Annotated in this window: 15 protein-coding genes and 1 pseudogene; all 16 read left to right on the forward strand. The window is 58.5% G+C overall.

Annotated elements, in window-relative coordinates:
- Positions 1 to 443 precede the first annotated feature (443 nt).
- Positions 444 to 791 (forward strand): phage holin family protein, encoded by a 348-nt coding sequence (locus tag ACWKV5_RS05300; RefSeq protein ID WP_483840465.1) that lies wholly within the window; start codon positions 444 to 446, stop codon positions 789 to 791.
- 147 nt (positions 792 to 938) lie between these two features.
- Complete coding sequence (locus ACWKV5_RS05305) at positions 939 to 1,523, forward strand: phage tail terminator protein (protein WP_483840466.1); 585 nt, start codon at positions 939 to 941, stop codon at positions 1,521 to 1,523.
- Positions 1,520 to 1,702 carry a DUF2635 domain-containing protein gene (locus ACWKV5_RS05310; RefSeq protein ID WP_483840467.1) on the forward strand — a complete coding sequence of 61 codons (183 nt, stop codon included), beginning with the start codon at positions 1,520 to 1,522 and terminating at the stop codon, positions 1,700 to 1,702. The genes ACWKV5_RS05305 and ACWKV5_RS05310 overlap by 4 nt, the downstream gene beginning before the upstream one ends.
- Complete coding sequence (locus tag ACWKV5_RS05315) at positions 1,702 to 3,198, forward strand: phage tail sheath subtilisin-like domain-containing protein (RefSeq protein WP_483840468.1); 1,497 nt, start codon at positions 1,702 to 1,704, stop codon at positions 3,196 to 3,198. Before ACWKV5_RS05310 ends, ACWKV5_RS05315 begins: the two co-directional genes overlap by 1 nt.
- Positions 3,199 to 3,274: 76 nt before the next feature.
- A complete protein-coding gene (locus ACWKV5_RS05320; RefSeq protein ID WP_483840469.1) occupies positions 3,275 to 3,622 on the forward strand; it encodes a phage tail tube protein in 348 nt (115 codons plus the stop codon).
- Entirely contained in the window at positions 3,619 to 3,915 is a 297-nt protein-coding gene (locus ACWKV5_RS05325) for a phage tail assembly protein (protein WP_483840470.1), read from the forward strand. The genes ACWKV5_RS05320 and ACWKV5_RS05325 overlap by 4 nt, the downstream gene beginning before the upstream one ends.
- Before the next feature lie 130 nt (positions 3,916 to 4,045).
- Positions 4,046 to 5,800 (forward strand): hypothetical protein, encoded by a 1,755-nt coding sequence (locus ACWKV5_RS05330; RefSeq protein WP_483840471.1) that lies wholly within the window; start codon positions 4,046 to 4,048, stop codon positions 5,798 to 5,800.
- Positions 5,787 to 7,025, forward strand: a complete 1,239-nt coding sequence (locus ACWKV5_RS05335; protein WP_483840472.1) for a DNA circularization protein — start codon at positions 5,787 to 5,789, stop codon at positions 7,023 to 7,025. Before ACWKV5_RS05330 ends, ACWKV5_RS05335 begins: the two co-directional genes overlap by 14 nt.
- Before the next feature lie 3 nt (positions 7,026 to 7,028).
- Positions 7,029 to 8,069, forward strand: coding sequence for a phage baseplate assembly protein (locus ACWKV5_RS05340; protein ID WP_483840473.1), 1,041 nt, complete (start codon positions 7,029 to 7,031; stop codon positions 8,067 to 8,069).
- A 36-nt stretch (positions 8,070 to 8,105) separates the two neighbouring features.
- Positions 8,106 to 8,615 carry a phage baseplate assembly protein V gene (locus ACWKV5_RS05345; protein ID WP_483840474.1) on the forward strand — a complete coding sequence of 170 codons (510 nt, stop codon included), beginning with the start codon at positions 8,106 to 8,108 and terminating at the stop codon, positions 8,613 to 8,615.
- The gene (locus ACWKV5_RS05350; RefSeq protein WP_483840475.1) at positions 8,615 to 9,013 is read left to right on the forward strand and encodes a phage GP46 family protein; all 399 of its coding nucleotides are present in this window, start codon (positions 8,615 to 8,617) and stop codon (positions 9,011 to 9,013) included. The genes ACWKV5_RS05345 and ACWKV5_RS05350 overlap by 1 nt, the downstream gene beginning before the upstream one ends.
- A complete protein-coding gene (locus ACWKV5_RS05355; protein ID WP_483840476.1) occupies positions 9,003 to 10,043 on the forward strand; it encodes a baseplate J/gp47 family protein in 1,041 nt (346 codons plus the stop codon). Before ACWKV5_RS05350 ends, ACWKV5_RS05355 begins: the two co-directional genes overlap by 11 nt.
- Positions 10,034 to 10,633, forward strand: coding sequence for a YmfQ family protein (locus ACWKV5_RS05360; protein WP_483840477.1), 600 nt, complete (start codon positions 10,034 to 10,036; stop codon positions 10,631 to 10,633). The genes ACWKV5_RS05355 and ACWKV5_RS05360 overlap by 10 nt, the downstream gene beginning before the upstream one ends.
- A 12-nt stretch (positions 10,634 to 10,645) precedes the next feature.
- A complete protein-coding gene (locus tag ACWKV5_RS05365) occupies positions 10,646 to 11,617 on the forward strand; it encodes a hypothetical protein (protein WP_483840478.1) in 972 nt (323 codons plus the stop codon).
- Between the two features lie 13 nt (positions 11,618 to 11,630).
- Positions 11,631 to 11,849 (forward strand): hypothetical protein, encoded by a 219-nt coding sequence (locus ACWKV5_RS05370; protein WP_483840479.1) that lies wholly within the window; start codon positions 11,631 to 11,633, stop codon positions 11,847 to 11,849.
- A 35-nt stretch (positions 11,850 to 11,884) separates the two neighbouring features.
- A pseudogene (locus ACWKV5_RS05375) lies at positions 11,885 to 12,082 on the forward strand (phage tail protein); the annotation flags it as partial.
- Between the last annotated feature and the right edge of the window lie 12 nt (positions 12,083 to 12,094).

The raw sequence follows: 12,094 nt of genomic DNA on the forward strand, positions 1-12,094 counted from the left end.
AAACCGCCTGAGCCTTTGCTTGTGGGGCTTTCATGCGCTAATGCATTTGTAGCGCTTAAATAAATGCATTTATGCATTGACTGTATATGCGTCCATGCATAATCTTTGTCTCAAGCCGCTCAACAAAGCAGCTCGAAACGAAGTTCTTGGTTTCACCACAAAGGCAGCGATGGACCGGCCTCAACGGTTCAGAGGGTTGGCAACTGACCCGGGTGTGCAGCGTAAAGCACCAGAAGCAGTTATCCGGCGGGCAGGGACCGCGGTCGGAAAAACAATTGGAATGGACTCGTACCGCGCCAGTAGCGCCGAAAGGTCAATGCAGGACCGCATTACTGAAAAGCCCGGAACGATGCCGGGCTTTTTGGAATGCCTACCTTCCATCAGGCACCTCAAGAAAACACCGTTTTAAAGAACCACTCATCAATCACTCCCGGAGGCGTGACATGACAAACGAGCAACTAGCGTTGCTGGACATGCCGATCTGGCTCGTCATCGTCCTTGCCCTGGTGGGCGGGGTGTCCGGCGAAATGTGGCGCGCCGACAAGGACGGCGCTCGCGGCTGGTCACTGCTGCGACGCCTGGCCTTGCGCTCCGGGGCCTGCATGGTCTGCGGGGTCTCGGCGATCATGCTGCTGTACGCCGCCGGCATGTCGATCTGGGCGGCGGGGGCGTTTGGCTGCCTGACAGCGATGGCCGGGGCCGACGTTTCCATCGGGCTTTATGAGCGTTGGGCGGCAAAGCGGATTGGCGTTTGCGATGTGCCGCCGCGCGACACCGGCCAGGATCACTGAAAACCACGCGTCGATAACCCAAGCCCAATGGATTGGCGAACAGCGGTGCCGACCGGCATCCGACCCGCAAGGATGCGGGTTTCCCACGGCCAGGACCGTTCACTCTGACCCGCCTTCAGCGGGTTTTTTAATGTCTGGTGAAAACCCATGAAGATCACTCCACTGATTTCGCAACTGCGTGAGCAATGCCCAACCCTTGCCGATCGTGTGGCAGGTGGCATCGACCTCTCCTCGTTGCAGGCGGACACGCCGCTGCAAACACCCTGTGCCTTCGTCGTACCGAGCGCCGACCTTGCGGGCAAAAGCGTCGCGCAAAACCTGCTCCGGCAACCGATCCGCGACCGCTTCGACGTGGTTCTGGTGCTTGACACCACCGACCCTACAAAAGCGCTGGATCTATTACACGACCTTCGGGCCGAACTGTGGCGGGCGCTGGTGGGTTTCAAGCCCGGCGGCGATTACAGCGGCATCGAGTACGACGGCGGCGAACTGGTTTCCATCAGCAGCAGCCGGGCGCTCTATCGCCTGCATTTTTTTGCCGAGTTCCAGCTAGGCCGCAATCTGCCCGGTCAGCCTGCGGAAAGCTGGCACGAACGTGAACTGGACGCTTTGTCGTCCTTTACCGGGGCCACCGTGCGGGTCGATGCGATCGACCCTGCGGATCCCAATCTGAAACGCCCGGGGCCCGATGGGCGCCTGGAACTGACTTTCTCTGGAGACGTAACCCCATGAGCAAACGCATCACTGTGCTGCCGGCCCCAGGCCGTGTCGTGCCCGACCCGGAAGCGGGCGATCTGTTGCCCTTCGAGGGCCGTGAAGTGCCGGACAACGCCTGGTGGCGTCGACGTCTGGCTGATGGCGATATCACTACCAAAGCCGTGAAAGCGGCAAAACCACAGGGAGCCAAATAATGGCGATCGGATTCAGCAACATCCCCGCGGACATTCGTGTTCCGCTGTTCTACGCCGAGATGGACAATTCGGCAGCCAATAGTGCGTCGTCGGCCATGCGCCGTTTGATCGTCGCTCAGGTCAACGACAACATTGCCCCGACGGATGTTGGCAAGCTGGTACTGGTATCCAGTGTGGCTCTGGCCAAAAGCACTGGTGGCCAAGGCTCCATGCTCGCCTCGATGTATGAGACCTGGCGCAAGACTGACCCGATCGGCGAGATTTGGTGCCTGCCGCTGCACAATGCCGACGGTGCCATCGCCAAAGGTGTGCTGACATTGACTGGCACGGCGACACAAAGCGGTGTGCTCAATCTGTACGTCGGCGGCGTTCGTGTTCAAGCGGCCATCGTCAATGGCGCAACGGCTGCTCAAGCGGCAACGACGCTGGCGCTGAAAATCAATGCCGCTGCCGATCTGCCGGTCAGCGCTGCCGCGGTAGAAGGTGTGGTTACCCTGAGCACAAAGTGGACAGGCGACAGTGGCAACGACATCAGCCTGCAACTCAATCGCCTGGGCAAGACCAATGGCGAAGAAACGCCGGCCGGCCTGACTTCGGCCATCACCGCCATGACCGGCGGCGCGGGTGTTCCGGATCAAGTGGACGCCGTGGCCGCATTGGGCGACGAACCGTTCGAGTTTATCTGCATGCCATGGTCTGACCTGTCGACGCTCAACACTTGGCAAGCGGTCATGGATGACAGCACCGGTCGCTGGTCGTGGGCCAAGCAACTGTTCGGTCACGTTTACAGCGCCAAGCGCGGCACCATCGGTACCCTTGTTGCTGCCGGTCAGGCCCGCAACGATCAGCACATGACCCTTCAGGCGCTGGAGCCGGGCGTTCCGCAGCCGTTCTGGGTTCAAGCCGCCGCATTGGCCGCGCGCACTTCGGTGTTCATCTCTGCCGACGCCAGCCGTCCGACCCAAAGCGGTAGCCTGCCAGGTCTTGACCCCGCGCCTGCGAGCGAGCGTTTTACCCTGACCGAGCGTCAATCGCTGCTCAACTATGGCATTGCCACCGCTTATTACGAAGGCGGCTACGTGCGCATTCAGCGTTCGATTACCACCTACCAGAAGAATGCCTACGGCCAGGCCGACAATTCCTACCTGGACAGCGAAACCATGCACCAGTCGGCGTTCATTGTGCGTCGTCTGCAAAGTGTGATCACCAGCAAATACGGTCGCCACAAACTGGCCTCCGACGGCACCCGTTTCGGCGCCGGCCAGCCCATCGTCACCCCGAGCACTATTCGCGGTGAGCTGATTGCCCAGTACGCCAAGCTCGAACTGGAAGGCCACGTGGAAAACGCCGAGTTGTTCGCCGAGCACCTGATCGTCGAGCGCGACACCCAGGATCCGAGCCGCGTGAACGTGCTGTTCCCACCGGATTACATCAACGGCCTGCGCGTGTTCGCATTGCTCAACCAATTCCGTCTGCAGTACGACGACGCGGCGTGATCGCTGCTTTTGACGGTACAGACTGTGTGAATTCAGCCCACCGCGTGTGGGCTTTTTATTTGAAGGGAGAAACACCATGGGTCAACTGATTGCGGGCACCTGCTACGTCAAAGTGGACGGCGCTCAACTGACCATCAACGGCGGCTGTGAAGCACCATTGATGTCCGTGAAACGGGAAAGCGTCGTACCGGGTTTCTACAAGGAAACCGACATCGCACCGTCGTTCAAAGTGACGGCATTGCATACCGCGGACTTTCCGCTCAAGCAGCTGGTAGCTGGTTCCGACATGACCGTGACGTGCGAATTCAGCAACGGCAAAGTCTACGTACTGGCCGGCGCCTACCTGGTGGAAGAGCCGGTATCCAAAGGCGACGACGCCACCATCGCATTGAAATTCGAAGGCATCAAGGGGACCTGGCAATGAGCGGCGCCGTGAAGCTTCAGGTTGCGATCGAAGCTCACGGCGAGCCCCTGACCGAACTCAACCTGCGCCGCCCAACGGTGCAGGAAGTCCGGTCGATCAAGGCGCTGCCGTACAAGATCGACAAGAGCGAAGAGGTCAGCCTCGACATGGACGTCGCGGCCAAATACATCGCGGTGTGCGCCGGCATCCCGCCGTCGTCGGTCAACCAGTTGGACCTGGCTGACCTCAATGCATTGAGCTGGGCTGTCGCGAGTTTTTTCATGAGTGCGGCGTCGGAGCCATCACCGACCTGATTTCAGTCGCCTATGACCTGGCCTGGTTCTGGAAGGTTGACCCCGAACAGATGATGGCCAGGCCACTGGATGTGCTCCGCGAATCGCTGGAGCACGCGCAACGGATCAATGCGATGCAGCAGGTGCAGTGATGGCGAATACACAAATAAATCTGAGCCAGACGAATATCCAGGCCACGGTGAACATGATCGTGGTGATGCAGGGTGCCAAGAAACTGGACGCCGAGTTAAAGGGCATTCGTGGCAAGGTCGCTGCGTTTAAAAAGAGCATGGAGGACAGCGGTCTCAAGCCACTGGATCTCTCTGGGTTTATCTCCGGCGGCGGTTTGTTGAAACCGTTTCAGGACGGCATCAAAAAAGCTATCGCGGCTCAGGATGAGTTGGCGAAAAAAGCCAGCCGTCTCAAAGGGCTGAAAGTTCCCAAAGTCATTCTGGGGGAAACCTCCGCCAACCTCGCCCGATTCAACAAGGCGCTGGATGACATTTCATTGAAAGTCGGCCAGGCACTGCTCCCGGCCCTCAACAGCATCGTCACAGCGCTCACGCCGGTGATGACCTCTATCGGCCAGTTTATGGCGAACAACCCTTATCTGGTGGAAGGGTTGGGCGCCGCAGCGGTGGCATTCACCGTCGTCACCGTGGCAGCTATGGGCCTGGCCACGGTAATGGGCATTCTGACCTCACCGATTGGTGCGATTGCCGCTGTGGTCGCGGCGGTCGTCGCGGTCCTCGTTATCGGCACCCGTTTGATAATGGACAACTGGAAGCCGATTTCAGGATTCTTCAGCGATCTCGGTCAAGACATTGCGAGCAAGACCGATGCTGCGTTTGTCTGGATCAGGAAACTGTTCGGATGGAAGCCGGGTGAAGTTGTGAAGAAGTACTGGGACGAAGCCGGCGGCGCAATGTCCGGTGCGATTGAAAGGGCCGCAGCCTTCACCCGCGAGTCACTGGATGACGTGAAATCTGCTTTTTTCGATGCTGGTAACAGCGTCACCACCACGGTCGCCCAGTGGCTGGGAGAACTTAAATCGTACTTCGACTGGTCGCCCAAAGCGCAAATCGACAAAGCGATGAGCTCGGTTGTCGGTCTCTATACCGATGTCGTTAACCGTATCACCGCCCAATTGAATGGGGGGCTGGAAACAATCAGGTCGGCTTTTTCCTGGTCACCCAAAGCGCTGATCGAAGAAAACTTGCAACCGGTGGCGGGTGTTTTTGCCGCACTGTGGGATGTGATTTTGGCCACAAGCGCGTGGATGGCGGACTTTCTCAAAGGCTGGTTCGGTTGGTCCGCGCAGGAGCGGGTGCGCGCTTGCTGGGATGGAGTGGAAGGTTATTTTGCCGGCTTGTGGGAATCATTGACTGGTCCGCTTCAAGGCGTAAGAGACCTGTTCCAGTCGTTATTCGGTTGGTCGCCAAAGGACCAGTTCACAGAAAACTGGGAACCACTTCTGGGGTGGTTCAGCGGTTTGTCGGCGAAACTTCAGGCTGTGATCGAACCCATCAGAGCGTTGCTGGATGGCAACCTTTCGGGGTTTGTCGCGACGATCACCGGCCACGTCGACAGTGTCACTGAGCAGAATGGCAAGCCAGGTGCGGACGGTGAAAATGGCCTGGCGCCTTCGTTCTTTCGCAGGAGCATCCAGAGCATGTCAGACACCTCAGTGTCGCCCGGCAATCTCCCGCAAAACGCCAGCGCCCTGATCCAGCAAAGCGCCGCCAACAACCGCACACAACTCGAAGGCGGCCTGACCGTGCGCTTCGAAAATGCGCCGGCGGGCCTGCGTACCGATCAGCCGCAAACCAATCAACCGGCGTTTGCGCTGAGTTCGCGCATTGGCTACCGCTCACTTTCTCTTGGAGGCTCCAATGAGTTGGCGTGACCGTTTGATGCCGGCGTCCTTTCGAGGTGTCGGATTCTGGATCGATCAGGCGAAAACCCCGGTCGGTAAAAAAGGCCAATTGCACGAATACCCACAACGCGATCTGCCGTATTTCGAAGGCCTTGGACAGCAGGCCAAGGTCCACGATCTGACGGCGTTCATCGTCGGCCCCGATTGCCTGGAGCAGCGTGACAAGCTGCTCAAAGCGCTGGAGCAGGGCAGTGGCGAGCTGGTTCACCCATGGTTGGGGCGCCTGCAGGTCAAGGTGGGTGAGTGCGACATGACTCACACCCGCCAGGACGGCGGGTTGGTGACTTTTGCCTTGAAGTTTTATCCCGACGAACCGGTGCCGTTTCCGAAGGCGGCGGTTAGCACGCAGAAGTTGTTGTTGGTGTCGGCGGACAGCCTGCTGGGCTCCGCGGTGAAACGTTTCGAAGACGCGATGACCTTGATCAAGGCTGCGCGGATCGGCATTACCAACCTGCGCAACAGCATCAAGGAGGCTTACGAGGTGATTCAGCAGCACCTTCAGCCGTTGATCGATGAGTACCAGCAGATCAGCGATCTGGTCAAAGCCGTCAAGGAGCTGCCCAAGGATGTGGCGGCGGAATTCAAGGGATTGATCGGCGACATCAACGAACTGAAGGACTTCGCCCGTGAAGGTTATCGTGGCGTGATTGCCAACGTCTCCCAACAGGTCGAAGCCATCAAGAAGGCTGACGCGCCGAAGCTGACCACCGGCAAAGACACCACCGCTGCGGCCCAGGCGCTGACCAATCTGGTGCAGGACACCTTGATTGTGCAAGTGGCCCAGTGGGTTGCGTCGATGCCGATTGCTTCGCAGGCAGTCAAGCGGGTCACCAATCTGCCGGTCGGGCATCAGGCTGTGCAACCGACCACGCACCAGGACGTTCCGGTGGTCGACGAATTGGAGGCGTTGCGTGCGGCACTTGAAGAGGTGTTCAAGCTGCCCGAGGCCAAGGCGGATCCGGCGCACTATCTGGTGATGAGCAATCTGCGCCAGGCGCTCCGGGCGCATTTGAAGGCGGTCGCGTCGTCTGGTGTTCGATTGGTCAGCAAGTCTTTCAAGCAAAGCCTTCCGGGGCTGGTCGTGATCTATCAGCAAAGTGGGGACGCCACGCGAATCGCTGAAGTACTACAGCGCAACGGCATTATTCATCCGGGGTTTCTCCCGCTGGACGACGTAAAAGTCCTGGAGGAATAGATCATGAACGAACTCGACAACAGCGTGTTGCTGACCGTTGATGGTCTGGAGTACGGCGGCTGGAAACGCGTTGAAATCACTGCAGACCTCGAGCGTCAGTTCCGCACTTTCAAACTCGACATCACTTGGCAATGGCCGGGGCAAACGGTCGACCGTCCGATACGTCCGGGTGCGCCCTGCCAGGTGCGAATCGGCTGCGATCTGGTGCTCAGTGGGTATGTGTTCAAGGCGCCGATCAGTTATGACGGGCGACTGATCAGCCTGAGCATCGAAGGCAGTTCGAAGACTCAGGACCTGGTGGACTGCGCGGCGATCAACACGCCCAACCAATGGCATCAGCAATCGCTACTGAGCATCGTCGAAGCGCTGGCCTCGCCTTATGCCGGGAAAGTGGTCAGTGAAATCCCGGAAACCGCGCGGCTCGGCAGTCACACGATCGTGCCGGGGGAAACGGTCTTTCAGTCGATCGACCGTTTGCTCACGTTGTTTCGGGTGTTTTCCACCGATGACGCTGAAGGTCGGGTCGTACTGGCCCGACCGGGCAGCGGTGGGCGAGCCGGCGATGTACTTGAGCTGGGCAAGAATATTCTGTCGGCCAACGCGCCGATGGACTTCAGCCAGGTGTTCTCCGAGTACCGGGTAATTGGCCAGCACAAGGGCGGCGACGAGAAGAACGGTGTGGCCGTGAGCGAAGTGTCCGGGGTTTCCACCGACCCGATTATCGGGCGTAAGCGGATCACCGTGATCAGCGAAAGCGCGCAATTGACCCCGGAACTGGCGCAGCAACGTGCCGATTGGGAAAGCGGTATTCGCGTCGGCAAGGCCGGTACCACGACCTATCGGGTACAAGGCTGGCGGCAGTCAAATGGTGATTTGTGGAAGCACAACACCTTGGTCCGGGTGATCGACAAAGTGTTGGGTTTCGACCACGACATGCTGATCTCCAAGGTGACGTACTCGTTGTCCGAACAGGGCTCGGTCACCACGCTGCAGGTGGCGCCGCCTTACACGTTCGATGCGCATCCGGTACCTCCCAAAACCTGACACCCCGCCAAGCCTCGCTCCTACAAGGTAATCAATATGAGCCTACTGACACGCCTCCTGGCGCGCGGCACTGTCGTGCTCGCCAATTCGGCCACCAAGTTGCAATCGCTGCAAATGCGCCTCACCGCCGGTGAAGTGAACGATGACATGGAGCACTTCGAACCCTACGGTTTCACTAGCAATCCACTGGCTGGCGCCGAAGGTATCGCCACCTTTTTGGGAGGGGACCGTTCCCATGCCATCGTGCTGGTGGTCGCCGACCGTCGCTATCGTCTCCAGTCCCTGTCCCCCGGTGAGGTCGCGATCTACACCGACGAAGGCGACAAGATTCACTTCAAGCGAGGTCGCGTGATCGACATTGAAACCGCGACCCTGAACATTCGCGCCAGTACCGCCGTGAACATCGATACACCGGTCATCAATCAGACCGGCAAGGTCGTTTCCACGGGCGATCAAATCGCTGGCGGTATCAGCCAGATCAAACACGTGCACGTCGGTGTACAGGCAGGTAACGGTCAGACCGGCGTGCCGGCAGGAGGTCAATGATGTTGATCAGTCAGAACCTCCACGCCGCCCTGACCCGTTCAGTGCTGATCAGTCTGTTCACCTGGCGCCGCGCCGCCGATGACGATGCCCTCGATGACGATGAGCGTTATGGCTGGTGGGGCGACACTTTTCCCACGGTGGCGGATGACCGTATCGGCTCGCGGTTGTGGCTGCTGCGCCGCGTCAAGTTGACCCGACAGACCCAGATGGACGCCGAGTTCTATGCCCGCGAAGCCTTGCGGTGGCTGATCGACGACGGTCATTGCAGCGCCATCGACCTCATCAGCGAACGCCTCGACGCCCAGCGCCTGAACCTGCGCACGGTCTTGACCCTGGCGGACGGCGAGCGCCTGGACATCAACCCTGATAACAGTTGGCAGGTGATCTATGCCGTTTGAAACCCCTTCGCTGCCGGTGCTGATCAAGCGTACCCAAAGCGACCTGGCCAGCGATTCGCTGCGCCAGTCCGATGCACAAGTGCTGGCCCGAACCCTCGGCGGCGCGGCATATGGTCTGTATGGCTACCTTGACTGGATCGCCGAGCAGATTTTGCCGGACAAAGCCGATGAATCAACCCTGGAGCGGATTGCCGCGCTGCGCTTGAACCGACCGCGAAAAGCGGCACAAGCGGCCACGGGCAGCGTCGGTTTTACCGCCAGTGCCGGCGCCGTACTGGACGTCGATACCTTGCTGCAATCGAGTGATGGCCGCACTTACAAAGTCACCGCTTCGCGCACCACCAGCAGTGGCCCCAATAGCACGACCATCGCAGCGCTCGACGCTGGCAGCCTGGGCAATGCCGATGCCGGTATGACACTGATTCCGGTGCAGCCAATCCTGGGCATTGTCGGCAACAGTTTCACGGTGCTGGCGCCAGGGTTAAGTGGCGGTACCGCTCGGGAAAGCCTGGAGTCGCTGCGGTCTCGAGTGATTCGCTCTTACCGCATCATTCCTCACGGTGGCTCGGCGCAAGATTATGAAACCTGGGCGCTCGAATGCCCTGGCGTCACCCGGGCCTGGTGTCGCGGCAGTTACCCCGGGCCTGGCATTGTCAGCCTGTACATCATGCGCGATGACGATGCGCAACCGGTGCCGAGTTCCGCGCAACTGGCCGAAGTCCAGGCTTACATCGAACCACTGCGCCCGGTCACTGCCGAGTTGCATGTACTGCCACCGGTCCAAATCGCGGTTACCTATCAACTGAGCCTGAAGCCCGATACCAGTGCTGCGCGCGCAGCCGTCGAGGCGCAATTGCGTGATTTGCACAACCGCGAAGCCGGTTTGGGCGACACCTTGTTGATCAGTCATATCCGTGAAGCGATCAGCAGCGCCACCGGTGAAAGTGACCATGTGCTGGGCAGCCCGGTGGCTGATGTGAAGGCCGACATCAACCAGTTGCTGACCTTCGGAGGTTGCGTATGGCAGTGATCAGAACCGCCGTGCAATACCACGCGCAGTTGCGCAGCTTGCTGCCAAGTGGCCCGGCATGGGACCCGGAGCGAGTGCCGGAACTCGAAGAGGTCCTTGAAGGTGTGGCCCAGGAATTGGCACGCCTCGACGCTCGCGCCGCTGACCTGCTCAACGAAATGGACCCGGCCGGCGTCAGTGAACTGGTGCCGGACTGGGAGCGGGTGATGAACCTGCCCGACCCCTGCCTGGGTGCCACGCCGCTATTCGACGACCGCCGCCTTGCAGTACGCCGCCGGCTGCTCGCGGTCGGCAGCCAGGCTGTCAGCTACTACGTGGAAATCGCCCGCACCCAAGGCTATCCGAACGCAACCATCACCGAACTCGAAGCCCCGCGCATGGGGCGCTCGCGATTCGGTGCGGCGCACTTCGGCACTTGGCAGGCGCAGTTCATGTGGACGCTCAACACCGGTGGCCGACTGCTGCTGGGCCGGCGCTTTGGCGCGAGTTATTGGGGGGAACGCTTCGGCATGAACCCCGGCTCGGCGCTGGAGTGCCTGATTCACCGTAGTGCACCGGCGCATACCAAGGTGCACATCAATTATGACTAAGGAATAAGCGAAATGGATTATCCGAACAGTGTGCCCAGCGCCGGGTTGGTGAATGGGAAGTTCGTGGATGAAGACCCGCTTGCCGGAACGCCGGGCTCGTTGATCCCGGCAAGCTGGGGGAATGGGGTTACCGAAGAAATACTGGGGGTTATCAATGAAGCAAAACTGACCGCTGCCGAAGGTAATAACAAGCAGTTGCTGGAAGCCATCAAGAAGCTACTGGATGACGCTTCGAAGCGCTCTGGAACCGTTTCCGGGTTGCTGGCGAATGCGAGTTTTTCTGTGCCTGTGGCCTCGCTGACGGGAACATTCAAGGCTGATGAGTTGACGGTAAAGTCGGCTCTCGATGGTATGGGGTATCGGCTGCAGAACTTTAACAAGACGATCAATCTCGGTCTTGCCGGCGCCGGAGGCATGGATATTGGGCCTGCGCCGGTCAGTGGCTATGTGGCGCTTTACGCTATTTATAATTCAGAGAACGGTGAACAAAATATTCTGGCTGTTAATAGCACATCGATAGTTGCGCCTGGGGTTTATGGTGGCGGCAAGATGCCGGTTGGCTTTAATGCTTCGGCGTTGATCAGTGTTTGGGCGACTGATGCGTCGGGGAAGCTCAAGATAGGCGCGCAGCGCGGGCGGAAAATTTTCATACAACTTTTCCAGGCTTATGCTGGGACTTCGCTGCTGAATGCTTCCCCCCTCTCCATTGCGGGTGTTGTTCCTTTGAATGCATATGAAATTAACGGTGAGTTTGTAATGTTTAATAACACTCTGAACGCACCGGTATCGTTTTTTAATATGGTTCTGAACAACAGTGGAGGGGTGGGGCAGCAGATTACTTCTATAAAGCTGGGGTCGGCTGATTCGTTAGGCAGTAATTATTCGATGCCGGTGATCGAGCCTCAAACGATTTATATAACTTGTCAGAGTAATTGCTCATCGCCTGTTTTTGAAGTGCACATTGGTAGTTACTCATTCAGCTGATCAGGGGGTTGTAATGGATACAGTTAATGTTCAATTTGAGAGTGAAGAACGAAAAATAATTGTAGCGGAGTTTTCCTCTGCGCAGGATGCAAGCTTCTGGGGCAACCAGGGTGTGGTTTCCAGAGATGATGAAAGATACTCACAGTTCAAAATAATCAAAGGCCCCGTCAGTATCGGCGAAACCGCTCCAGTGCCCGCCCTCAAACGGGCGTTTTCGTTTTTGCGCTCTTGAACTCGCGTGTTCCACATTAATCAATGGAGTAAACAATGGATTATCCGAACAGCATTCCCAGCGCAGGGCTGGTCAATGGGAAGTTTGTCGACGAAAACCCCCTGACCGGGACGCCGGGATCATTGATTCCGGCGAGTTGGGGCAATTCGGTAACCGAAGAGATTTTGACAGTCATTAAAGCCGGTGCGTTAACACCGGCCGAGGGTGATGATGGCCAGCTGAAGCAAGCTATTTTAAAACTGATA

The sequence above is a fragment of the Pseudomonas oplopanacis genome, from assembly GCF_057128725.1.